Raw genomic sequence first — 24,257 nt, 5'->3', positions numbered from 1 at the left:
ATTAAATTTCATCCCCCATAGAATTATCGATAAATTCACCTTGTGACATGGCCGGCATGTTTTTGCCGCGCTTGGACAGATATAGCATACGCAGCTCCCGATTAGACTTGCGCGTACGCTTGACGGCCGGTTTCAACAAGATACCTTGATCGGGGATTAGTTGCAATTCCACTTTCGCGCCCAACGATAAATGAACGGCTTCCAAGAACTCCTGCGGAATGCGGACGCCCATGCTATTTCCCCATTTACCAATGGTTGTTGTCGTCACATACACCATTCCTTTCTTGTGGTCTTGAGTCAAGAATACTACGTCCTTTTGAGTTTGTATATCCAAAGTATATCCGTATAGCGAAAAAAGATGCCAAGATTGAGTGTTTGTTTAACAGTAAACTGCTCAAGTTATGGAAGTTGCACGATGCCGACAAGCGCAGCTATATAGTTGTTTAACTAGCGGAAACAAGAGTTGAATAGTTGCAGTCTAGGACCTTTTCGCGTCCCAGGCTGTCGCTCTTTGATGTGGGGAGCCAGTCAAATACTTGGCGCTCATATTCAAACTTATTCCGGACATGAGAGCCGAAGATCATTTTACTTCAAACATGTAATCACAGATGCCCAGCAGCTACTTTGTGGTTTTCTAGGGCGATTACACAAGCAGATAGAACAGCTGGTTCAAGAACACGAACAGGAAATCAATTGGCATAATAAATTTCTCACCTCGACGTAGCTGGAGGAAAGGAGCAAGGACATAATCATGATAATCAAAACCGGGATTCTCAATTATGTTGTCGTGCTCGCTGTCTCGCAATGGATCGGTTTGAAAAATCAGAAGTCAGTTATTGTGCCGATTGGGTTTGAGAATGCCTCGAACACCCAAAGTCCAGGCACTATAGCATCGATGAGTTCGAGGAACGCCGATGGAAAAGGACTGGACCATTTCAAAGGGGAGATATTACAGGTTTTGTACACATTCATTTGAGAAGCGTCCATTCTCCATTTATCCTTCGCCAAAAATGAATGTGGTTACCGGTTTAAAGAGCGTTTCAAGTCCCTTCGTCGGGTTCGGAAAAGGAAGGTTATCGACTAGGATGATCCCCAATTCCATTACGAAAAGAAACTGATAAATATTGCGACATCCTTCGTCATAGGAGGGTTATTTGGTGTGCACAGAATAATCAGTATAGCATCAACCCACTTCTACAAAAGAAAAATTTACAAGTATTTTATGGGTAGCAGGAAACGAAATGTGTTCTTGTCCAATGAAAGACAAGAACATAAATACAATCAGACAAATTATGGTTATTTTACATAATTATTTTATATATAGGTATATATAATAAAAATAGTTAAATAGTACCGTAATGTGCGCGATGGTAGTTATGTCTTCTATTCATAAGTCATTTTAATTAACTTTCGAAAAATTCGGTGTTTACAAATTGAGAAATATATAATATTCTTATCTATCTACAAAAATATACCTAAAATGGGAGATGTTTACAAATGAGAAAGAAAATTGTTTCCACAATTATTGCAGGAGCTTTAGCAGTAGTACCAATGGCTGCTTTTGCAGCAAACTATTCTGTATCGTATGAAATGAAGGCTTACGTCAACGGTAAAGACAATGGCCAAACTTATGCTGCTACTGCTGGAAATATTACTGTGGAGGTACAAACAAGTACACAGTATCGTGTTAATCAACCTTCAACGTATAGCCAAACCTTAATGAGGACAGGATTTTTTTCTGATACTGCTATAGGTTCTGTCAGCCCTCAAATTAATGGATATGATAGTAACACGTGGTCGAACTTGAGCGGAGGCACATATTATTTAGTTTGCTCTAAGCAGAATGATGGGGCTTTATTAACGGCATCTGGTACTTTTTATAATTAAAGTTGCTTAAATCAATCTATTTATTATTTAATACAGGGGGTTAACCCTCTGTATTTTACATTATTACGGTTTAAATTTTTGTTAAGGTGGAGTGGAAATTGCTAAATTTTTCGGTTATTGGGGTTGTTCTTACTCCCTTATATTTTTTATTTTTATTTATTAATATTAAAAAGAAAAAAACAATCTTTGAGCATCTGATTTTTACGACATTTTATATCTATATCTCTTTAGTTATTAAAGTGACATTATTCCAAATACCTATAGATAACAATTTAATAAATAATTTACTTTCAATGAACAGTGGTTATTCTTTGAACTTAATACCGTTTAACAGCATGTTCAATTTTTACTCTGAAGGAGGAAAACAATTTTGGATTCAAGTCGGTGGGAATATTCTAATGTTTTTTCCTTTAGGTTCGTATATTCCTTTAATTACAAAGAAAATCAGTAGTTTCGGAAAAATGCTAACAGTTATTATTTGTGCTTCCCTTATGATTGAAATAACACAGAGAATTATTTCTCTTCTCATAAAGTATAACTATCGTGCTGTTGACATAGATGATATTATCCTAAATACAATTGGCGGTTTGATTGGGTTTGTTTTTTATAAATTGGTAATCTCACCTTTATTGATTAATAGCTCTTTGTTAATGAATAAGAAAAAGCTACCCACTACTAATTCCATTTAGTTTGAGGCTTTTGGTTACACGGTTTTTCCTGATTCTCAGCCGGCTTGATTTCGAACTATATGGTCATCAAAGCGATCGGATTCGAGAATACGCTGTGGGCGCTGACGGTGCCTTCCGCGCTGAGCGCTTTCTAGGTCATTATTATGAAGACGTTGCGTAACCAGATAGAGGCAAAGCGAAATTTTCAATACTTTTATGATGATGCAGAGAAAAAGGAATCTTGTATCATTTGGGGAAACCCTAATTTCGTTGACATAATTCTTTCCGTAGTTAGCAAAACAATTGGGTAATCCGTGAAGCGATTCTGTCAGAAAAGGTTTTTCAAAATGATTGGAATAGCACAGGTTCTACTTGGATTTTAGTAATGCTTGAAGGCATCCATAAAAGCGAGGCTGCCACGAGATTGTTCGGCGACCTCCCTGCGTTAACGGACAGAATAATGAAATCCATCTCAATTTATGAAACGATCCTCCGTGCTGTCTGTATCGGCAAGTTTAAGCAGTTTCGTTCTTTTCTTTATGAACCATGTACCCAACTAGACCAATCAGAAATAGAAGCGGCCAGTGTATGGACTTTGCCATTGATTACAATCAGATCAAACTAACGGAAACACTACCGTAGTAATAAATGAAATGATTATACCGATTAAACCTCCCAATCCAAACGAAGTTAAGGGAGGGTTTTGATAGTAAACTGTTCAAGTTATGAAAGTTGCACGATGCCCACAAGCGCAGCTTGGTTTTAGTCCAACAAAGAACGATAACGGAGGAGCTTGCCAAACGGCAGCTCCTTTTTTTCTTAACAAACCATTTTCATGTTGACGACGCATTTTAATAATGTCATAATGAGTATATTGAATTGGCCGAGGAGGAATTAACCATGAACAGATGGTATACGGTAGCGGCGCTAATGGCGGTCATGTTCGGCATAGCCTACGCGACATCGTCCACACCGCTGGAAATCGTCGCTTCAGCGACAGGGCTGCTCAGCGTCTGGTGGACCGCCCGCCAAAACATATGGTGCTGGCCGGTCGGACTGATCAGCGTCGTTTGCTTCTTCTTCATGTTCTACGAGGTAAAGCTGTATGCGGATATGACGCTGCAAATCTTTTTTTTCGCGCTGAGCATTCAAGGCTGGGTCGTGTGGCTGACCAAACGGGGCGCCGCCAGCGTGCGGCCGACAACGCGCATAACCGGACGTTTGGGTTTGTGGCTGGCAGTTTTTCTGATTGCCGCGACAGGAGGTTGGGGCTATTGGCTGGCGAATCATACGGATGCTTCCATTCCCTACATGGACGCCTTCGTCGCGATCCTCAGCATCGCCGCCCAGTTTCTGTTATCCGCCAAAAAGCTGGAAAGCTGGTATTTCTGGATCGCCGTCGACGTTTTGTCTATCGGAATGTACGCCTATAAGGAGCTCTATACGTTTTCCTTCCTATATGTCATATTCCTGGGTATTGCCATAGCAGGATTGGTCGGCTGGAAGCGGGAGTTCGAACGACGGGGCTCAGCAGGTGCGGAGGCGGCCGTTTCGAGGTAGTGCGTAATCCGTAACGAAAAGAATTAAGAAGCGGCACAGGAGGAAAACGCGATGACAAACCGAAAAACCGGGTTGACGCTAGGAAAATTCGCCCCGTTTCACCGCGGGCATCAGCTGGTGGTCGAAATGGCGATCGCGGAAATGGACGAAGTGATCGTCGTCATCTACGACTGCCCGGAAACGACGGACATTCCGCTCACGGTTCGCGCAGGCTGGATTCGGGCTCTGTACCCGGCGGCGGAAGTGATAGAGGCGTGGGACGGACCGGTGGAAATCGGGGATACGCCGGAAATTAAACGGATGCACGAGGACTATATAAGGGGGCTGCTAGGAGGCAGGCGGGTTACGCATTTCTATTCGAGCGAGTTTTATGGCGATCATATGAGCCGCGCTCTGGGTGCCGTAAACAGGATGGTGGACAGCAAAAGGGAGCGGGTGCCCGTTTCCGGTACGGCGGTACGCCGCGATCCTTTTGCAAATCGAGCGTTCGTTCATTCGATCGTATACCGCGACCTGATCACGTCGGTCGTCTTTCTCGGGGCGCCTTCGACGGGCAAAACGACGATCGCCGCACGGTTGGCGGAATCGTTCCAAACGGTATGGATGCCGGAATACGGCAGGGAGTATTGGGAGAAGCATCAGGTCGATCGGCGGCTATCGGCCGAACAGCTGGCGGAACTGGCCGAGGGCCATGTGGAGCGGGAGGAACGGATGCTGCAAGAGGGGCGGGACTATTTGTTCGTGGATACGAATGCGATCACGACATTCATGTTTTCGCTCGATTACCACGGCATGGCGGTGCCGCGGTTGACGGAGCTGGCTGGGCAGGCGGCATCCCGGTATGATCTCGTTTTCGTCTGCATGGACGACATTCCGTACGACGATACGTGGGACCGTTCCGGCGAAATGCATCGCGGTATGTTTCAGAAGAGGATTATCGCGGATTTGACGGTTCGGAAAATTCCGTTCATCGCGCTCTCCGGAAATGTCGAGGAGCGGGAGCGGAAGGTAAAGGCTGTCCTGAAGGCCTACCGGAAATACCGCAGCATCGGCAATCTGTGGTCCGATCAATTGGAGGGAACGGAATGAGCTTGGAAAACCGGATTAAGGGCGGCTTGTTCGGGGTAGCCGTCGGGGACGCCCTCGGCGGGACGACCGAGTTTATGTCGGCCGGAGAGATTCGGCAGCAGTACGGTTACTTGATGGAAATCATCGGCGGCGGCGTATGGAATCTGCAGCCCGGGGAAGTGACCGACGATACGATGATGACGATAGGCGTAGCGGAGGGCATTTTGGAGCGACCGGAGGAGCCGATTCCAGCATCGGCGAAAGGTTCTTGTCTTGGTACCGTTCCGATCCCAAGGACATCGGCACGATCATTCGTCAGACGTTCCGCAATTATAACGGCAATTGGTTCGAGGCTTCATTCCTGGCGGATATGGACTTGGGCCTAAGTGCCGGCAACGGCTCGCTTATGCGCTGCTTGCCGGTTGCGCTCGCGTATCCGCGGCAGGCCGATATGGAGAAGGCGGCGAGGCTGCAGTCCAAAATGACGCACTACGACGAGCTCGCCTCCGAGGCTTGCCAGATCTATTGCCGGATCGCCCGCAGACTACTCGAGGGGGAAGAGCTTAAGCCGGCGCTCGAGCTGGAAACGGCCGGCACCCTATACGGGCCGACCCTTCTCGGCACGCCTGACTGCGAGCCAAGCGGGTTTGTCGTGGACACGTTCCGCTGGGTGCTTCACTGTTTGCTGCATGCGGCTTCCTTCGAGGAGGTCGTGCAGAAGGCGGCGAACCTGGGAGGCGATTCCGATACGATCGGTGCGATTGCCGGCGGGCTGGCAGGCGTCTATTACGGGTATGACGGGATTCCGGAACGGTACTCGGGGAGTATTTTGGTCAAGGAGAGGCTGGAGAAGCTGGCAGGAGAGCTGTATAGGCACAGGATGGCTTCTATATAAAGGCTGCTGTTAACGGTTAGCCGCATCGTCCCGGTTAGATGGCTTTTTTCAGAAAGGTATCCTCCGCTGATGGTTCTATTTCTCGGATTTCGAAACGGGCGAGCGCGTCGAAGGCGGGCGAACCGTCAAGGTAAGTCCGTGGATGGAACGCATTCCCGTCTTCGTGCGGGACGGCGCCATTATCCCGCTTATGCCGGAACGGCAGCATGCGCCGCGCATGGGCGAGTCCGTGCCGCTGGAGCTGCATCATTTCGGTACGGCTCCGGGCCGATTCCGTTTGTTCGACGACGATGGCGAGACGTTCGCTTACGAGCGGAACGAGTATCGCTGGGCGAACGCTTGCCGTTGCGCTCGATGCTGAGGGCAGAGCTTTCGGAACCGTTTCGGCGGAAGAACCGGGCTGGACATCGGCGTATAGCGAGCCCGCTGGGTGTTTCATTACGCAGAGGCCGGCGAGTAAGGCGATTTCGTAATATGTGGGAATTCTCAAAAAAGAAGCCGGTCTCCTTAGCGGAGCCGGCTTCTTTTTGGGATATGTTACACGAAATTCAAGCCGCTCGCAAAAGGGAACGGGATCGGGAACAAAGCGGACAACCGCTCCTGAAGCTCCGGCGAAGGCTGCTGCGAAAGCTTCGGCTCGGCGTCGAACAGCACGGAGACGAGCTCTTGCGGCGTCAAGCTGATCGTGTCCGGCCCGATGTGAAGCTCGGAGCGGTCTTCCGCGGCGGGCGTAATCGTCAGTTCGCCCCTTTGCGTATCGATGGCGCCGTTCCAATACGGCGTCAACTGCTCCAGCAGCAGCTGAGGGTCGGTGACGAATACGGTCCCGTTGTTCCGGCCGGCCTGATAGGGCGCATCCAGAAGTGCTTGCTGCAGGGCGGCGTCCTGCCAAGACACGGCGATGTCAAGCTGTTGCAAGGAATAACGAGTCATCGCTTCGGCGAAAATCGCCGCAGCCGCATGGGCATCCCCCGCCCATTCGATCAATTGCGGGTCGCCCAGCGGCTTGAATTTGCCGGGAGCGGCAACGACAGCGAAAGCAATCGCCTTGCCGTCTTTTTCCGCGATAAGCGTCCGGTGCTCCTGCTTGTAGCAGCTGGCTACCGCCTGAGCGTGAATCAGCAACGCCAGCTCGGAAACGCTCTGCTCGTAGCGGACGGTTCTCGAAGCGGCAAGCTCATGAAGCGTGAACCAATCGCTCGAGGCAAGCTCGCGAATGCTGTAACCGGCGCTTTGCGCCGCGATGGCGGCAGCGTGCTCCGGCTTGAGCGAGTAACGGTTGAAGCTGCCGTAGTGATAACAATGGGTGCGCGTATACAGCGAGCGGTCGCCCGAAACAAGCAGCAGGGAAGCGCCGGCTTTGCGCACATGCCGTTTGACGAGCTCGAGGATCTTGCCGGCATATCCTTTGCCGCGGTAGTCCGGATGCGTGCAAACGGCACCCAGCGAATATATGTTCAATTGCGCAGGACCTGCATGTATGGTCCAAGGGACGATGCCTACGAAGGCGACGAGCTTGCCGTCCTCGAAAGCCCCGAACGACTGGCCCAAGCTAGGCGAAAAGACAAGCGGGAACGCTTCTCCCATCGAAATGTGCTCTTGATCGCGGAATACGAAATCGGCAAGCCGAACCGCGTCGCTCATTTCGTCTGCGTGCAATTGACGAATGTCTGTCATGATTTTACCTCCAACTAAGGTACGTTTTTAATCCATTGTATCAAAGGAGGAGGCGAAAGCAACGACAGTAAATAGTCTCTAATCTCTAATTTCGACGATCAGTTCAACCTCGACCGGCGTGTGTAACGGCAGGTCGCTGGTACCGATGGCGGAGCGGGCGTGCCGGCCGTTTTCGCCGAATACGTCGATCAACAAATCCGAAGCGCCGTTAATGACGAGCGGCTGCTGGCAAAATTCCGGCGCGCTGTTCACGAATGCGAGCATTTTGACGATTTTGACTACGCGGTCCAAATCGCCCAGATGCCCTTTCATCACGGCCAGGCAGTTCAGGACGCACTGGCGGGCGGCTTCCTGCCCTTGCTCGATCGTGACCTCCCTGCCCAGCTTTCCTTCGTAGATCAGCTTCTCGTCGCGAAAAGCGACTTGACCGGACAAGTAGAGCATATTGCCGCTTTGGTTGCACGGAATATACGAGAAGCGAGGGATCGGCGAAGGGGGAAGCTCGATGCCAAGCTCTTGCAAACGTTTTTCGATAAGTGCCATGAAAGGCACCTCCTGTTCGTGAAATTTAGTTTATTACTGCTGCCGCTTTCTGGGAGGTCTTTCTGCATTGCGAGCTATACCCACTGTGTGGGGCATTGCATGATGCAGAAAACCGCGGTGTGGCAGTGCGTGATGCAGACAGCCTCATGTTCTTTGGGACGAGATCGTCTCCATTGCAGCGGCTGTTATCCACGCCATAGCCGAGAGGGGAAAGAACAATCAGTGCGAGTGCGAGCAGCAAGAATGGGCTCTGATCAGCTCGCCGGGTCTTGCGGTCGTATGCTTGCCGTGCTCCATCGTCAGCTCGCCGCCGACGACGACGTGCGAAATGCCGTCCGGATACTGGCGCGGCTCTTGAAAGGTAGCTTTGTCGACGATCGTATCGAGATCGAAAACCGCCAGGTCGGCGGCGTAGCCGGGCACAAGCAGTCCGCGCTTGCCGAGCTTGAAGCGCTGCACCGGGAACGACGTCACTTTACGGACGGCTTGCTCCAGCGACAGCAGTTTTTTCTCGCGGACATAGCGGGCGAATACGCGCGGGAACGTGCCGTACAAGCGCGGATGCGGCTTGCCGGTTTCGCAGCCCAGGCTGTCGGAGGCGATCAGCGCCTTTTCCCAGCAGACGACCTGCTCCACGTCTGTATCGGACATGTGGAAGTAGACGATCGATATTTTGCCGTCTTCCTCCAGAAGGAGATCCATCATGCAGTCCACCGGATGCTGGCCGCGAAGCTCGCTGATTTCGGCGATGTGCCTTCCTTCGTAGGCTTTGTTCTCGGCACGCTGCACGTTCGAAATAATGACGCTCTCCCAGCCGGTCGAGCAGACGAGGTTATCCCAGTCGTCCTGCTCCTGGCCAAGCTCTTCTTTAATGCGCTTGCGGAGCTGCGGGTCGCGGAACCGGTCAAGGGTAGCCGTAATGCCGCCTTCCAAGGTCCATGGCGGAAGTACAGTCGTCAGCGTCGTGGAACCGGCGGAATACGGATAAACGTCGCATGTCACATCCATGCCGCGCGAACGGGCGTCCTCGATCAGCTCCAGCGCCTCAAGCACTTTTCCCCAGTTGCGTTTGCCTGCTGCTTTCAGATGGCTGACATGCAGCGAAACGCCCGCTTGCTCGGCAATCCATATGACTTCCTTTACCGACGGAATCAGGTTATTGCCTTCCCCGCGAATGTGCGTCGAGAACAAGCCGTTATACTTCGGCAGCACGCGGCAGAGCTCGGCGATCTCCTCTTTGGAGGTGTAGCTGCCCGGCGCGTAAAGCAGCCCGATGGAGAAGCCGATCGCGCCGGCTTTCATTCCTTCCTCCAGCAGCAGCTTCATCCGTTCAAGCTCCTCTTTGGTCGCCGGCCGCTTAGCGAAGCCCATGACTGCGATGCGCAGCGCGCCATGTGCGACATAGGTCGCGACATTCTCGGCGGGACGGGACTTGCCGAGGACGTCCATGTACTGGCCGACCGTTTCCCACGGCCATTCCCAGCTTGTGCTGCCGAGCACCGGCTGCACGTAGCTCTGCAGCAGCTCCGCCTGGCTCTTGAAGAACGGCGCGGGAGCGAGCCCGCAGTTGCCGACGACCTCGGTCGTGACGCCTTGCTGCAGCTTGATTTCGCTGAGCGGGTTGTCGATCAGCATAAGGTCGGAGTGGCAGTGGCCGTCGATAAAGCCGGGGGAGATCACGTTCCGCTTCACGTCGATCGTACGCCGCGCTTCCTGATCGACCGAGCCGACGGAAACGATGACGCCGTCCTTCACGCCGACATCCCCGTAAAACCAAGGGTTGCCGGTTCCGTCGACGACTTTGCCGTTTTTCAATATGAGATCGAGCATGGGAAATGCCTCCTTAGCTAGTTAGCTGAATGTTGAGAGTCTAAGTTGGTGTAGGAGAAGCTTGATTCTAAGAAGCATGCAGACTACAGGTAGAGAGTAAAGGTAAAGAGCAAAGGTAAAGAGCAAAGGTAAAGAGCAAAGGTAAAGAGCAGATGATACAAAGCAAAGGACAAGGCAGTGAGTAAAGGTAAATAGCAAAAAGGGAAGGGCAAGGTGGAGAGCAAAGGTAAATTAGATTTTTTTGTTTAATGAACTTCCATTCACTATTAGTGAACCTAAGTTCATTAAATCGGACCCTAAAGTGCAATCTGAGTGGAATAGTGAACCAAACGTAACTATTAGTGAACTTAACGGCCGAATAGCGACGTTTGGTTCACTAACCGCCAGAACATCAAGCTATTGAGCCAAAATAATGAAGTTACGTTCACTAATAGTGAACTTGTGTTCACTAACGCGTGCCCAAAGTAACTTTTAGGTCTGCGAAACTACGAAACCTTAGGCTAACCTCAACCCCAGTAACCCCAGTAACCCCAGTAACCCCAGTAACCCCAGTAACCCCAGTAACCCCAGTAACCCCAGTAACCCCAGTAACCCCAGTAACCTTGAAAAAAGTGCAAGCGTGCACAGCGCGGCTTTCAAAATCCGCTTATCCTTGCTGGGCAAGCTGAAACCGGATAGCACGCTCCGTAGCACCGTGCCCCAAGCGCTATGTCCTCACCGCCGCACGCACTGAATCGCGTTAGTGCCGAAACAGCGAGCGCAGCCCCCAAGCCCATGGCCCGTTGCCATAGCGCTCGCAGTTTACTCCAGCATACCCCGCGCGAGTACCGGCGTTTCGCCGAAGCGGTCGCCGTCGGCGAAGTACACCTTGTTATGCAGATTAACCGTGCTGCAAATGTGGTTCGGGATGACGCGCACGCGGTCGCCGGGCTTCCAGTCGTGGGCAGCCGTCAGACGTACCATGCCGTGCTCCTCGGACATGCGCTCCAATACGGCGTCCGGCGCTTCGATAAAGTGGCCGAAGCCTTGCAGCAGCAGAGGCTCCGCGTTTGGCTGCACGTCGGTGGCGAACGTTTTGCTGCCGCCGTCGATAATCGCGAGCGTTTCGCTCGGCCTGCTGACGACGGTTGCGAGGACGTATCCCGCGCACTCGTCGATGCCGCATACTTCCAAGCGCGCTTGCATCCGGTCTTGGTAAACGTAAGTGCCCGGACGAATTTCCGTGACGCCCTTCACCTCGGCCGCATAGGCCCCGGTCGGCGTCGAACCGACGCTGACGTCGACGATCGGCACGCCTTCGCCGCGCATTTGGTCAGCCAAGCGCACCATAAGCTCGCCTTCCTCATGGCCGGCGCTGCGCCGGTCGAGCGTCGCTTTGCCGTTCTGGAGCGCGCCGCGGAACGTATAGATTCCGCTCAATTGGAGATGCTCCATATCGTGTATTTGCTTGGCGAGCTGAACGGCGTTCTCGAACAGCACGCCGGTGCGGCGAAGTCCCGTATCGATTTCGAGCCGAACGTTGAGCGTATGGTTGCGGGCTTTAGCCGCTGCCGAAAGCCGCTGCGCCCCTTCAAGGCTGTCGACCGCCAGAATCAGATCGATTTGCTGGCTGAGCGTAATTGCGCGCTCGATTTTGGATGTGGCGACAAGCGGGTACGCAATAAAAATATTCCCGATTCCGCCAGCAGCCATAACCTCCGCTTCGGAAACTTTAGCCACGGTGATCCCTACGGCTCCAGCCTCCAGCTGCAGCTTGGCGACGGACGGCAGCTTATGCGTTTTGGCGTGCGGACGAAGGCTGACGCCGTTTTTGGCTGCGATATCCGCCATCGTGCGGATGTTGGCGTTCATTTTGGCTGCGTCGATAATGATGCAAGGCGTTTCGAGCTGTTCCCATGTTTTCGGTTGTGCTTGATGGTTATGCTCCTGACTTGACTGCTGCAGGCTGTTGGCGTTCATCCGATGCTCACGCTCCCGTTTCGGTCGATTTGGATTCTTCGAGATAGCTGTATAACGTGTATTTGGAAATGTTTAAATACCCGCAAATTTTTTCGCCCGCTTTTTTGATCAGGAAGGCGCCTTTCTCGTCAAGCAGCTGGATGAATTTGACCTTGTCATCCTTGGTCATGGCGGCGACAGGACGTCCGATATGTTCCTGCGTTTCCTGCACCAGCGCGTCGAGTAGATCGTTCACGTTGGTGACGAACGACTCTTTCACTTCCGATTGCAGACCGTTCGCCGTAAGCGATTGCAGCGTTCTTTCCGCCATCATCAAGTCGGTGATATCATAGTTGACGCACAGCGAACCGATTGTTTGTCCTTTGCTGTCCTTCATATAAAGCGAGCTGGATCGCAAAATACGCCCGGTCTTCGTCTGCGTAATGTAGTTGAACCGGTTGCCGTCTTGCACGCTGCCGTTTAATATCTCCAGTCCGAGATTGGTGCCGGGATCGCCCACTTTTCTGCCGGTGATGTGGCCGTTCTCGATCGCAATGATCGTGCTTTCATAGGGGCGCTTCAAATCATGCAGCACCACCTCGCAGTTGTCGCCGAATTGCGCCGCGATTCCTTTAACCAGGCTAGTTAGAAACTCATGCTCGTCTTGGACGGATTCCATTCCTTCGCTCCTTTCAAAGGCAAGTAGGTGCTTATGCTTTCGATAGTAAACATCCTCTTCTTCGATGTCAAACAAAAAGTTTGTTGTGCTAAAAAAAAGTATGGTAACATGTTCCTACGTTACGATTAGGAGGGAAACGAATGGGCGGCTGGGTAGGAAAATCGCTAAAAAGAAAGCTGTCATTCTTGCTGCTTGGATCCATTTTGCTGCCGCTGCTGCTGCTGGGCTTCGTATCGTACCGCATCGCGGCGTCCGTGACCGAGGAGAAAGCGAAGGAATCGGGCATGAACACGCTTCGCCAGCTTGAAACAAACCTGCAATTCATGATTCAGGACGTGGAGAACATGTCCATTTTTCTGATCGGTCAGCGCGACTTTCAGCGGTATTTGAACGGCGACGAGCCGAATGCGGTCAATTCGACCTTGCTGATCGCCTTTCTGTCCAATTTGGTCTTTTCCAAAAATTATATATCCGATATTACGATATTCCCGAAGGACGGCTCGGCTCCTCTGTCCAATATGACGATCTTCCAGTCCGGTCTTCACAAAGCGCTGCAGCAAAACCCGCAGCTCTACGAGGGGAAGGAGCGGGCGTGGACGACGCCGTACGAAAATATAACCGCTTCCGGGCTCAAACGGGTCGTTTCCTTGTACCGCCCGATCCGGAACTATAACACGTTCGGGGAGATCGGCAAGGTGGCGATCAGCATAGATCTCGATGCGGTAAGCAAAAATTTGCGCGAGCTAAGGCTGGTCGGAGGCGGGACGGTTTTACTGCTCGGGCCGGATGACCGGATCATTTCCGGGGGCGACGATAAATGGCGCAACGCGCCGGTAACGGACGTTTTTCCAGGCATGGCGGGGATGGAAGAAGCGCTGGGATCTACGAATTACGGGTCAGGCGAGCAGAAAAAAACGATTCTGTACAAGACGATGCCGAACGTCGGCTGGAAAATCGTCGGTATTATCCCCTACAACGAATACCGGGCCCAGAACAATTACGTTCTGCTGCTAACCGCCGCTGCGGTTGGCGTGGCGATTATGCTGATCGCCGGACTCGTGCTGTTTTTCGTGCAGCGCATCACGAAGCCTCTTGTCGCCCTTACGCATTATTTGAAAGATGCCAATCCCGACAACCCGATGCCGACCTACGAGGTCACGACGCCCGACGAGGTGGGGCAGCTGATCCGCAGCTACAACAAGCTGAGCGAACGAATCATGCGTCTCAAGGAACAGGTGATGCTGAACGAGGCGCTCAAAAAGGAAGCCGACCTGCAAGCGCTTCAGGCGCAAATCAACCCTCATTTTCTGTACAACACGCTGTCTTCGATTCATTGGATCGCGCTGATGAACCAGGATATGAAGATCGCCGAGATGGTCGGGTCGCTGAGCGATTTTCTGCGGTTCAGCTTGAACAAGGGCGAGGAGTTCTGCCCCGTTCGCCAAGAGGTCGCCCACGCCCAGAACTATGCCCGGATTCAATCGATCCGGTTTCCGGACAAGTTCGATATCCAATTCTTTATCGATCCCGAGCTTGAAGAGAGGCCGATGCTGAAGCTGCTGCTCCAGCCCCTGATCGAGAATGCGATGATTCACGGTATCCAGAAAAAGGACGGAATGGGTAACATCTATGTATACGGGCACCTGAAGGACGAGGCGATGAGGTTCGTGGTGGAGGATACGGGGGCCGGGATGCATGCGTCCAAGCTGCAGGAAATTCGCGGTCAGCTCGGCATCCGGGAAGAAAAGCCGCGTCACGTCCAAAACACGTACGGCAGCTATGGCTTGCGCAATGTGCATCAGAGGCTGGTGCTGCATTACGGCGACGAAGCCGGATTAAGCATTGCCAGCGAAGAAGGGAAGGGGACACGCATCGAATTCGCGATCCCGCTGTGGAAGGAGGCGGCAAGATGAGACTCTTGATCGTAGACGACGAAGTGATTATTCGAACCGGCTTAAGCACGGTTATCAACTGGAAGGAGCTCGGTCTCGAGCTGCTGCCGGCGGCCGCTTCCGCCGAGGAAGCGCTGCGACGCATTCCGGACGAGCAGCCGCATATAATGATGACGGACATCCGGATGACCGGGATGGACGGCCTGGAGCTGGCTGCCGAGGCCAAAAAGCTTTTTCCCGATATGGAAATTATTATTTTGACCGGCTATGACGATTTTAAATATGCGCAGCAGGCGATTCGGGAAGGTGTAAGCGACTATTTGCTGAAAATGAGCCGTCCCGAGGAAATCATCAAGGCGGCGCTCAAGGCCAAGCAGCGGCTGCAGGAGAAATGGCAAGCGAAGAAGCAGGGCTCCATCCAGCAAGCGGTATTCCGTAAAAGGATGCTGGAGCGTTTGGTAATCGAGGGCGTCGATGATCCCGGTTTGGCTGCTCAGCTCCCCTCGGCGGGGATGGACAAGGTATCCGCCGGCATGCGTACGGTTTACAAGATCATCCTGGTGAGCGCAACGGGCTGGAGGCAGTCGTCCGGCGGCGAGAACCTGCTGCTGTTCGCCGTCGACAATATCGTCAGCGAGCTGCTCGCTTGCGAGACGCTGATGGAAAGGGAGCGGCTGGCCGTCATCGTGCGGGAAGACGAGGGGACGGGCATGAATCTGCCTTCCTTGATCGTAAGAATCGAGGCAACGCTAAAATGCGTCCTGTTCGTCGCGGTCGGTTCTGCGGTCGGCGATTACCGCGAGCTTCATCGTTCCTACAAAGAGGCGGACTACGCCCATGCTTTCCATGTCCTGCCGGAAGCCAGCGGCATATTCGACTATCGCGAGCTGAAGGGGCGCAAAGGCGGCAGAACCGTATGCTCCAAGGAAGAGGAGTCGGAGCTTTCGGCGATTCTTATGCGGGATCATCAAGCGGAGCTGCGTTTGTGGGTCAATCAAACGGTAGGCCGTCAGCTTGCGGAACCGCAGGTAACGCCCCAGTCGCTTCGCGCCTTCCTGCAGTCGGTCGTCATCGCCGCACATCGCTGGCTGGAACGGGCTGCAGCGGCTTCAGGCCGGACGGCGCCGTCCGCCGAGACGTCCTTCGAGACGGAAGGAAAGCCGGAGGAAGCCCTTTTTAAGCAGCTTCATGCCGTCATGACCGCGTACCACAAGGAAATCGGAGAAGACCGGACATCTTACATTCCCCGGGCCATCGCCTACATGCAGGACAATCTGGATAAGTCGATTACCCTTCAGCAGGTGGCTAAGCAGGTGCATCTTAACCCGAACCATTTCAGCGAGGTGTTCAAGCGTGAGACGGGATTGAATTACTTGGAGTACCTCACCCGCGAACGGATGAACCGCGCTTGCGAGCTGCTTGCGACGACGACCGCCAAGGTAAGCGATATCGCCGGCCTCGTCGGGTACGAGGATATCAAATATTTCAGCCAGCTTTTCAAAAAGCAAACCGGCCAGACCCCTTCCGAATACCGCCAAATGAAAATGAACACGCTATAGCATACCCCGTAAAGAGAAGCGAAGCGTTGCGGCGCTTCTCTTTTTGCTTTGCGCTAATTCCGATTCCTTCGCGGGGGGGCCTCCAGAATGAGGAGCCGAATTTTGTCTACCCTAGTGCTGAAGGATGTCCCGTTTTGCCGGGCGGCGCCGTCCCCTATACTGGAGACAGACAGAAAAGCTAACCGCTTACAAAGCTCTTAACAAGCTGCGGCTGGCTCAAAAACCAAGGAGGTCATCACATGAAACGTGCACTTCAGATCGGACTGACGCTGACGGTAGGCGCTTCGCTGCTTGCGGCTTGCGGCAACGGCGGAAGCAACGAAACGACAAACAAGCAAGGCGACAAGCCCGCTGCCCAAAAAGTGAAGCTGTCCCTTTGGCACAACTATACGGGTGACGACCTGCGCGCCAAAGCGATGCGCGGCATCATCGAGCAGTACCAGAAAGATCACGCGAACGTTGAGCTTGAAGTGCAAGCGATTCCTCCGGACGGTTACAAAGCGCGTCTCAAAACAGCGGCTGCAGCTGCCGAAATGCCCGATCTTTTCGTCATGTGGCCGGGTACGATGACCAAAGAGTTCGTAGGCGGCAACCTGATCCAGCCGATCAACGGCTTGCTGGACAGCAAAGCGGATTGGAAAAACGGCTTTCTGCCGAATTCGTTCGACGACTACACGATCGACGGCAAAACGTACAGCGCCCCTATGGGCCTCTCGCCGACGTCGATTCTCTACTATAATAAAACGCTGTTTGAACAGCAAGGACTGAAACCGCCGAAAACGTGGGACGAAATGCTGAATGCGGTCAGCGTATTCAAAAAAGCGAAAATTACGCCGATCGCACTCGGCAACAAAGCGGCATGGCTCGCACAATCCAGTATCCTGAGCTCCCTTGCCGACCGTGTAACCGGTTCGGAATGGTTTATTAAAGCGGCTGCGCAGAACGGCGCGAAGTTCACGGATCCGGAATTCGTTCAAGCCCTGACGTACCTTCAGCAGCTGGGCAAAGAAGGCGCCTTCCAAGACGGCTTCAACAGCATCGACAATACGCAAATGGAGCAAATGTTCGCGCAAGGCAAAGCGGCGATGATGATCGACGGCGGCTGGGCGCTGACGAACTTGGCAGCCAACTCGTCGAAGGAAGCGATCGAGAAGATGGGCGCAACCGTGCTTCCGTCGATCCCAGGCGGCAAGGGCGATCCGAACACGACGTCCGGCGTTGTCGGAACCGGTCTTGGCTTGAGCAAAAAAGTCGAAGACGGCGCACGCAAGGATGCGGCATTCGATCTGATCTACGCGCTGTCCGGTCCGGCTGCGCAAAAAGCGACGCTCGACAGCAGCCAGCTGATCAGCTTCAAAGCCGAGCTGGATAAAACAAAAGTTTCCCCGTTGTTCGCGGAAGTATACACGCTCGTCAACGGTATCAAAAGAACGCCGGTTTACGACGCGGTTCTGACGTCCGTCGGCGCCGACGCCATCAACAACGGCCTGCAGGAGCTGCTTATGGGTGGCAAGCCTGAGGATATCGCGAAGAAGCTGCAGGAAGCGCAAGTAAAAGGGTTGGGTAAATGATGAAATCAGCTCTTTATTGAGCTGATTGCGGTTAAAGACTGAGTTAGCGTCAAAACGGCGCTCCGTGAGGGGAAGCGGTACTACTAGCTAGCTAGCTAGCTTGAGCAAACCGATTCGCCGCTGCGCGAAGAAAACATGGCCTTCCTCCACCTCAAACATCCAGCTGGACCCCACAAAGTGAAGAGCAGCTATGAAGCTTATTCCGATTACTTTGCGGGGACCCCTACCGGATTCCTCTGATTAGAAGAGCCCCTCCGGGGCGCGGTAGGAATCCAAAGCCAAAACTCGCCGTCAGACCATGTTTTCCTCGCTTCGCTCCAAATAACGTTTCGCTCAAGTCATGATAGGGAGAACCGCTTCCCCTCCCTCCGCTCCAATACATGACGCTCCCGCAGCGTCCCACACGAAATCAGCTCTTCGGAGAGGAGCTGATTTCGTCATTATTAACCCACCCTTTTCCCCGCGCTTCCTGCTAAAGGGAAAGGTGAAAAAGATGGAAGCCCATCTCGGAGATGATGAACTCCGAGATAAGCACGCCGCCGAGCGTGTCCGTCGCTGCCCCAGGCAGTGATCGGACGACAAGCGGGGAAGAGGCACGTCTGCTGCGCCGCTCGCCTTTGCCAAGCACGCCGTCGAGCGTGTCCGACATTGCCGCAGGCAACGTACGGACGACAAGCGGGGAAGAGGCACGTCTGCTGCGCCGCTCGCCTTTGCTAAGCACGCTGCCGAGCGTGTCCGTCGTTGCATCAGGCAACGTACGGACGACAAGCGGGGAAGAGGCACACAAGATGCGCCGCTCGCTTTTGCCAAGCACGCAGTCGAGCGTGTCCGTTGTTGCCCCAGGCAACGATCGGACGACAAGCGGGAAAGAGGCACGTCTGCTGCGCCGCTCGCCTTTGCTAAGCACGCCGCCGAGCGTGTCCGACGTTGCCGCAGGCAATGGGGGACGGAAGCGGTTAAGATGCTGGAACTAGCACGTAATTTCGAAGGAACGGTAGTGGTATTCCGGGTGTCCAGAGGGCTGGGAGCCCTTGGGGTCCCCCTTAGCGCTTCGATTCTGTACAACTCGAAGTCGAAGCGCTGTGGAAAGGGGGATTTAGGGGGATCGAAAATCCTTTGAAGGATTTTTAGAAAGGATGTGTGTGTATGACATCGTCTGCGCGTTTAAGAGGCTTTATTACGTTCGGCCTGCTTCCTGCGCTTGTGATCTATCTGGTGTTTGCGGTCGTTCCGATTTTTTGGTCGGCGTATTACGGCTTTTTCGACTGGAAAGGGCTCGGAACCGCCAAATTTATCGGCTTCGGCAACTACGCGGAAGCGCTTAAGGACGAAGTATTCTGGCTGTCGTTCAAAAATAACCTGATTGTCGTCGCCGCTTCGATTTTCGGGCAAGTCCCGATCGCGCTGCTGCTGGCGCTTGTTTTGACCAAAGGTACGATGTTTCAACGCTTTGTCCGGGCATCCGTCTTCATGCCGATGGTGCTTTCCGCCGTCGTAGTAGGGATCATTTGGAGTTACATTTATAACCCGCAGATCGGGATTGTGAACTTCTTTCTGGAACAAGTCGGCTTGGACTCGTGGAAGCGGGCCTGGCTATCCGAACCGAAAATCGCGATGTACGCGCTTATGGTGCCGCTCATCTGGAACTATATTGGTCCGTATCTAATTATGTTTATCGCCGCACTTCAGAACATTCCGGGCGAGATCAACGACGCCGCCAAAATCGACGGCGCCAGCCCGTCGCGCAAGCTTTTTGCCATTACGCTCCCGATGATTTGGGATACGATCAAAGTCGCCATCGTGCTCTGCATATCCGGCAGCTTGAAGGCGTTCGATCTTATTTACGTCATGACGGGCGGGGGCCCGGCGCATTCGACCGAACTGCTTGCCTCCTATATGTATAACAGTACGTTTACCGTATACCGGTTCGGTTACGGAAGCGCGGTTTCGACGCTGATTATCGTGATCAGCCTTGTTTTGATCGTCGGCAGCCAGTTCCTCATGAAAAAGAAACGGTAGAAAGGAGTGCCAGCGATGAGCCAAACCCTTGCATTGAAATCCGCACAGTCCGAGGTGCGCGCGCGCAAAGTCCGGACGGGCATCATCAACGTGCTGCTGACCGGCTATGCCCTCGTCACGCTGTACCCGCTGTTCTGGCTGTTCACCAGCGCGTTCAAATCGAACGACGATTTTTACGCCAAGCCTTTTTCGCTTCCGACGGAATGGCATCTGGAGAACTTCACCCGGGCGTGGAAGGTGTCCGCGATGGGCACTTCGATCATCAACTCGTTTATCGTAACCGTTGCGGCTATGGCGCTGACGCTGATTCTCGGCGCGCTTGCCGCCTACATTTTGTCCCGTTTCCAATTCCGCGGAAGATCCTTCTTAATGGGGCTGTTCCTGCTCGGGATGCTGATTCCGATTCACAGCACGCTCGTACCGCTTTTTATCATGATGAAAAAAATCCATATGCTCGACACGTATGCCGCGCTTATTTTGCCGTATACCGCATTCGAGCTCTCTCTGGCGATCTTCGTCGTCGCCGCGTATATGACCAGCGTGCCGAAGGAAGTGGAGGAAGCCGCGTTAATCGACGGCACCGGCTATTGGGGCATTTTCTGGCGCATCATGTTCCCGTTGTCCATTCCGGCGTTGTCGACGGTTGCGATCCTCGCTTTCCTGCGGTTCTGGAACGAGTTCTCGTTCGCGCTCGTCTTCATTAGCAAGCCCGGACTCAAAACGCTGCCGCTCAGCCTATCCGTCTTCGCCACCGGCTACTCGACGGACTATAAGCTGACGATGGCGGCCTTGTCCATCGCGGTCATTCCGACGATCGTCATTTATCTGATTTTCCAAGAGCAGATCATGAAGGGCATGGTCGCAGGAGCGGTCAAAGGATAATTTTCTTCACAAAACGAAAAAGAGCAGTACGGCCATCGGAGGCTGTGCTGCTCTTTTTGTTCAAATCTCAGGAAGTATAGGCTCCGCTGATTGTTCGATTTCTCGGTAAATGCGCCGTCAAAAGACGGCGAAGCCGTTTATCCTTGGCTTGCGGGAGCCGCCGGGCTACTCCCGTTTTTTTCTTTTTTTGGCCGGACGTTCGTTGACGGTATATCGGGCTTCCTGCGGTACGGGATACGTAATGGGCGATGGCCCTCCGCTTTCTCCCTCGGCAGCCGGCGCTTGTCCGACCGAATAGATCTCGTATATTTCGCGGATGATGTTCTTGATGATTTTGACGTCGTGCTGGTTTTTGTCCTGCAGCATCTGCATAATGTCGATCAGATTGCTGTCGAGCTCGGCTTCCTTCGATTGAAAAGCGAACAGCTCGTGCAGGTTGATGCCGAGCGCTTGAGCGATTTTGGCGAGATTTAGCAGCGAAATGTTTTTCTCGCCGCGTTCTACCTGACCGATATACGAAAAATGGAAGCCGCCGATTTCGCCCAGCTTCTCCTGCGAGTATCCGTTCTGTTTGCGGATGTCCCGAATACGTTCTCCTACGGCTTGCAAAATGTTCATGTCCACGCGCCAACACCTCTCAAACTTAGTGTAGCATTCCACTTTGCGATATACATCTAACCAGGAATATCAATATTCGTGCCGCGTCCGCCAAATGATACTCAATCATATTATTGTTTGTTTTCACTATCATAAGAACGAACGTTTCTACACGTTTCAACAATTAATAACATTTTTTGCGCTTCTGTTGCAGGATTTTATCGTGCCGCAAAGAACTACTATTGTCGTTCCAAATAATGACTTACATAAAGAATTTGGCTACAAGGGGAAGGGGATCATTGTGCATAGAAAGGCACTCGCGTGTTTGCTGCTGTTCGTTGTCATCGTCGCCGGCTGCGGCGCTCAGGAGACGGCGGAACGCAAGGAGCCGGTCAAAATCGGCATCATGCTGTCGGATGTCGGTCTCGGTGACCAATCGTTCAGCGACGCGGCATTTCAAGGGTTGATCAAAGCGCGGGACGAGCTGGACGTCCGGTTCGATTACAGAGAAATTTCCGAAACGGTCGACTACGAGAAGGGACTTGTGCAGCTCGTCGAACAGGGCAACGATATCGTCGTCGGCCTGGGTTTTATGGTACAGGAAAGCCTGGAGAAGGTTGCCAAGCAATACCCGGACCAGCAGTTCGTGCTGATCGACAGCGTCTCAGAAGCGGCTAACGTTGTCTCGCTGACGTTCAAGGAAGAGGAAGGAAGCTTCCTGATCGGTGCGCTCGCCGCATTGAAGACGAAAAGCAATAAGATCGGCTTTATCGGGGGAATGAACGTCCCGCTTATTCATAAGTTCGGCGCCGGCTATAAGCAGGGAGCGCTGACGGTAAATCCGAAGGTGCAGATTGCCGAAGAATACGCCGAGGATTTCGGCAGCGTAGAGAAAGGGACGGCCATCGCCCGCAAAATGATTCAGGCAGGCGTCGACGCCGTCTATCCGGCAGCCGGCCTTACGGGTGTCGGCGCGCTCAAGGAAGCGGAGGCGAAAGGAAAACTTGCGTTCGGCGTGGATAGCGACCAGTTTTTTGCAGCCGAAAAGGCGGTCGTCAGCTCGATGCTGAAGCATATCGACAAGGCGATCTACTTGATTTCCGAAACGCTGGTGAAGGAAGGTAAGCTGTCGACCAAGCATATCGAGCTGGGCCTCAAAGAAAACGGAGTCGGGCTAGCGCAGGTTCGGGTGACCGCGTTAAGCGAGAAGGAAAAGGGACAGCTCGACAGCCTCACTAAGGACATAATTTCAGGAAAAATTACGGTGAACTCGAAGTAACCCGGCAAGCGAAAACAAGGAATGAATGAGGTGTCCTTTTGAATCTGAACGTGAAATTATTGCTCAACGCGCTGCTTCCGCTTGTCCTTGCGGTTGCGGTTGTCGTTTATATGAACCTCGAAATTAAGCAAATTCAGGATACGGGAGCAGAAGACGTACGGCTGCTCCTTGAAGTGGAGCAGGTAAACGGCGGTCTCGTAGCCGCCCAGCTTGCGTTAAGCAGCTATTCCGGCAATTTGAGCGGCGCGAACGCCTACGACGCGGTGGAGAAGCTGAAACGGGTGGGCGAGCGGATCGATGCGCTGCAGACGAAGCTGACGATTGCCGAGCAAACCGCGATTTTATCGCGCATGAGCGGTAAATTTAAAGAGCTGAAGGCCGCCTTCGACAAGGCGTCGAGCGCGAATGACGGCACCGAGATCAAACGCCAGTCGATCCGTACGCTCGGGATCGTCAACGATTCCTACCTGCTTAAGAACGAAGTCGAAAAGTATTACGATCAGGGCCTGGTCCGGACGCAGGAAGTATCGAATATCACGTTCTTCGTCAGCGCGGGCCTCCTTGTCATCACAAGCCTGCTGTCATGGTATATGATACGCAGGATTATCCGCCCGATCCGACGGTTGAACGCCGCGGCATTGACGCTCGCGGGAGGGGATTTGACGGTTGAGATCGAGCCTTCCCGCTCGCACGACGAGATCGGTCAATTGACCGAGTCGTTCCGCAAAGTAGCGAGCAGCTTGCGGGCGCTCATCGATCAAATCGTGCACACCTCCGACCGGCTGGCCGTTTCCGCCGAGGAGATGTCCGTCCGAACGTCGGAGACGAGCCAGGCGAGCCGCCAAATCGCCGAGACGATTCAGGAGGTGGCGCTTGGCGCGGAGAACCAGACGCAGCGCGTGGAAGACAGCGCGCATGCGATCGAAGCGATGACGGGCAGCGTGCGCAACATCACGAGGCATGCGGAGCAGGTGGCCGAGCTGGCGTCGGACGCTTCCGTGAAAGCCGCGGAAGGCAATGAAACGATGGCGGCGACGACCGGCCAAATGGACGCCATCCGCGCAACCGTGCAAAGCCTCGAAAGCATCGTGGCGAGATTGGGCGAGCGTTCCGAGCAGATCGGCAATATCGTGTCGGTCATTACCGATATGAGCAATCAGACCCGAATTTTGTCCTTGAACGCGGGCATCGAAGCGGCGCGGGCCGGCGAGCACGGGAGAGGCTTTGCCGTCGTAGCGACGGAAATCCGCAAGCTTGCGGGGGAATCCGCGGATTCGACCTCGCAGATCGCCGATTTAATCGAAGCGATACGGAGCGAGCTTGAGCTGGCGCTTCAATCGATGAGCGAGGTAACCCGCGAGGTTGCGACGGGAATAGGCGCCGTGCAGACGGCCGGCGGCTCGTTCGCGCATATTCGCGACGCGGTGCAGCAGGTCGCGAAGCAGATGGAGGAATCGGCGGCCGATATCGGCACGCTGGTTTCCGGCGCAGAGCAGGTCGAGCAATCCGTTCGCGTCATCGCGAGCATCGCGGAGCAATCGGCGTCCGGCACGCAGCAAGTGTCGGCGGCTACGGAAGAGCAGCTTGCCTCGGTAGAGGACATGCTGTCCGCCGTTACGGTGCTGACAGAAACCGCAGAGAAGCTGCGGGAGCAGGTTCACCACTTTAAACGTTAGCCCCGCTAACCTTTTGCCCCGTATGCAGCTCCCAGAG

The 24,257-nt window shown here is 53.4% G+C and carries 22 protein-coding genes; 15 read left to right on the top strand and 7 right to left on the bottom strand.

Annotated features, from left to right (window positions below; genetic code table 11):
- Position 1 precedes the first annotated feature (1 nt).
- The gene (locus tag ACKGJP_RS31795; RefSeq protein ID WP_409342752.1) at positions 2-301 is read right to left on the bottom strand and encodes an AbrB/MazE/SpoVT family DNA-binding domain-containing protein; all 300 of its coding nucleotides are present in this window, start codon (positions 299-301) and stop codon (positions 2-4) included.
- A gap of 1,196 nt (positions 302-1,497) precedes the next feature.
- Here ACKGJP_RS31795 and ACKGJP_RS31790 point away from each other — a divergent pair.
- The 7 genes from ACKGJP_RS31790 (at position 1,498) to ACKGJP_RS31760 (ending at position 6,439) form a co-directional block, all read left to right on the top strand.
- Positions 1,498-1,887 (top strand): hypothetical protein, encoded by a 390-nt coding sequence (locus tag ACKGJP_RS31790; protein ID WP_409342751.1) that lies wholly within the window; start codon positions 1,498-1,500, stop codon positions 1,885-1,887.
- Positions 1,888-1,985: 98 nt separating this feature from the next.
- Entirely contained in the window at positions 1,986-2,576 is a 591-nt protein-coding gene (locus ACKGJP_RS31785) for a VanZ family protein (RefSeq protein WP_409342750.1), read from the top strand.
- An 879-nt stretch (positions 2,577-3,455) separates the two neighbouring features.
- The gene (gene pnuC / locus ACKGJP_RS31780) at positions 3,456-4,115 is read left to right on the top strand and encodes a nicotinamide riboside transporter PnuC (protein ID WP_409342749.1); all 660 of its coding nucleotides are present in this window, start codon (positions 3,456-3,458) and stop codon (positions 4,113-4,115) included.
- 51 nt (positions 4,116-4,166) lie between these two features.
- The gene (locus ACKGJP_RS31775) at positions 4,167-5,204 is read left to right on the top strand and encodes an AAA family ATPase (protein WP_409342748.1); all 1,038 of its coding nucleotides are present in this window, start codon (positions 4,167-4,169) and stop codon (positions 5,202-5,204) included.
- Complete coding sequence (locus tag ACKGJP_RS31770) at positions 5,201-5,569, top strand: ADP-ribosylglycohydrolase family protein (RefSeq protein ID WP_409342747.1); 369 nt, start codon at positions 5,201-5,203, stop codon at positions 5,567-5,569. Before ACKGJP_RS31775 ends, ACKGJP_RS31770 begins: the two co-directional genes overlap by 4 nt.
- Positions 5,452-6,078: an ADP-ribosylglycohydrolase family protein gene (locus ACKGJP_RS31765; RefSeq protein WP_409342746.1), complete on the top strand. Its 627-nt coding sequence runs from the start codon at positions 5,452-5,454 to the stop codon at positions 6,076-6,078. Before ACKGJP_RS31770 ends, ACKGJP_RS31765 begins: the two co-directional genes overlap by 118 nt.
- Before the next feature lie 142 nt (positions 6,079-6,220).
- Positions 6,221-6,439: a DUF5110 domain-containing protein gene (locus ACKGJP_RS31760; protein ID WP_409342745.1), complete on the top strand. Its 219-nt coding sequence runs from the start codon at positions 6,221-6,223 to the stop codon at positions 6,437-6,439.
- Between the two features lie 176 nt (positions 6,440-6,615).
- On the opposite strand, the gene ACKGJP_RS31755 is transcribed toward ACKGJP_RS31760, so the two are convergent.
- From ACKGJP_RS31755 to ACKGJP_RS31735, 5 genes are all read right to left on the bottom strand, one after another.
- A complete protein-coding gene (locus ACKGJP_RS31755; protein WP_409342744.1) occupies positions 6,616-7,755 on the bottom strand; it encodes a GNAT family N-acetyltransferase in 1,140 nt (379 codons plus the stop codon).
- Positions 7,756-7,833: 78 nt separating this feature from the next.
- A complete protein-coding gene (locus tag ACKGJP_RS31750) occupies positions 7,834-8,298 on the bottom strand; it encodes a RidA family protein (RefSeq protein ID WP_409342743.1) in 465 nt (154 codons plus the stop codon).
- A 219-nt stretch (positions 8,299-8,517) separates the two neighbouring features.
- Entirely contained in the window at positions 8,518-10,128 is a 1,611-nt protein-coding gene (locus ACKGJP_RS31745; protein ID WP_409342742.1) for an N-acyl-D-amino-acid deacylase family protein, read from the bottom strand.
- An 801-nt stretch (positions 10,129-10,929) separates the two neighbouring features.
- Positions 10,930-12,087 (bottom strand): alanine racemase, encoded by a 1,158-nt coding sequence (locus ACKGJP_RS31740; protein ID WP_409342741.1) that lies wholly within the window; start codon positions 12,085-12,087, stop codon positions 10,930-10,932.
- 7 nt (positions 12,088-12,094) lie between these two features.
- Positions 12,095-12,745, bottom strand: coding sequence for a transcriptional regulator (locus tag ACKGJP_RS31735; protein WP_409342740.1), 651 nt, complete (start codon positions 12,743-12,745; stop codon positions 12,095-12,097).
- Between the two features lie 140 nt (positions 12,746-12,885).
- Here ACKGJP_RS31735 and ACKGJP_RS31730 point away from each other — a divergent pair, with 140 nt between their 5' ends.
- The 6 genes from ACKGJP_RS31730 to ACKGJP_RS31705 all read left to right on the top strand — a co-directional run bounded on the left by ACKGJP_RS31730 (position 12,886) and on the right by ACKGJP_RS31705 (position 20,668).
- Positions 12,886-14,658, top strand: coding sequence for a sensor histidine kinase (locus ACKGJP_RS31730; protein ID WP_409342739.1), 1,773 nt, complete (start codon positions 12,886-12,888; stop codon positions 14,656-14,658).
- Entirely contained in the window at positions 14,655-16,196 is a 1,542-nt protein-coding gene (locus ACKGJP_RS31725; protein WP_409342738.1) for a helix-turn-helix domain-containing protein, read from the top strand. The genes ACKGJP_RS31730 and ACKGJP_RS31725 overlap by 4 nt, the downstream gene beginning before the upstream one ends.
- 239 nt (positions 16,197-16,435) lie before the next feature.
- Entirely contained in the window at positions 16,436-17,767 is a 1,332-nt protein-coding gene (locus ACKGJP_RS31720; RefSeq protein ID WP_409342737.1) for an extracellular solute-binding protein, read from the top strand.
- Between the two features lie 512 nt (positions 17,768-18,279).
- Positions 18,280-18,741, top strand: a complete 462-nt coding sequence (locus tag ACKGJP_RS31715) for a hypothetical protein (RefSeq protein ID WP_409342736.1) — start codon at positions 18,280-18,282, stop codon at positions 18,739-18,741.
- A 172-nt stretch (positions 18,742-18,913) separates the two neighbouring features.
- Positions 18,914-19,786: a carbohydrate ABC transporter permease gene (locus ACKGJP_RS31710; protein WP_409342735.1), complete on the top strand. Its 873-nt coding sequence runs from the start codon at positions 18,914-18,916 to the stop codon at positions 19,784-19,786.
- A 15-nt stretch (positions 19,787-19,801) separates the two neighbouring features.
- Positions 19,802-20,668 carry a carbohydrate ABC transporter permease gene (locus ACKGJP_RS31705; RefSeq protein WP_409342734.1) on the top strand — a complete coding sequence of 289 codons (867 nt, stop codon included), beginning with the start codon at positions 19,802-19,804 and terminating at the stop codon, positions 20,666-20,668.
- A 165-nt stretch (positions 20,669-20,833) separates the two neighbouring features.
- Here the strand turns inward: ACKGJP_RS31705 and ACKGJP_RS31700 are convergent, their stop codons facing one another.
- A complete protein-coding gene (locus tag ACKGJP_RS31700) occupies positions 20,834-21,286 on the bottom strand; it encodes a helix-turn-helix domain-containing protein (protein ID WP_409347306.1) in 453 nt (150 codons plus the stop codon).
- A gap of 280 nt (positions 21,287-21,566) precedes the next feature.
- On the opposite strand from ACKGJP_RS31700, the gene ACKGJP_RS31695 reads away from it, so the two are divergent.
- Complete coding sequence (locus ACKGJP_RS31695; protein WP_409342733.1) at positions 21,567-22,544, top strand: BMP family protein; 978 nt, start codon at positions 21,567-21,569, stop codon at positions 22,542-22,544.
- Positions 22,545-22,582: 38 nt separating this feature from the next.
- The gene (locus ACKGJP_RS31690; RefSeq protein ID WP_409342732.1) at positions 22,583-24,220 is read left to right on the top strand and encodes a methyl-accepting chemotaxis protein; all 1,638 of its coding nucleotides are present in this window, start codon (positions 22,583-22,585) and stop codon (positions 24,218-24,220) included.
- Positions 24,221-24,257 lie beyond the last annotated feature (37 nt).

Origin of the sequence: Paenibacillus litoralis (assembly GCF_046244365.1) — a bacterium.
Lineage (GTDB): Bacteria > Bacillota > Bacilli > Paenibacillales > NBRC-103111 > Paenibacillus_V.
This window is presented reverse-complemented; position numbering and strand designations above follow the sequence as displayed.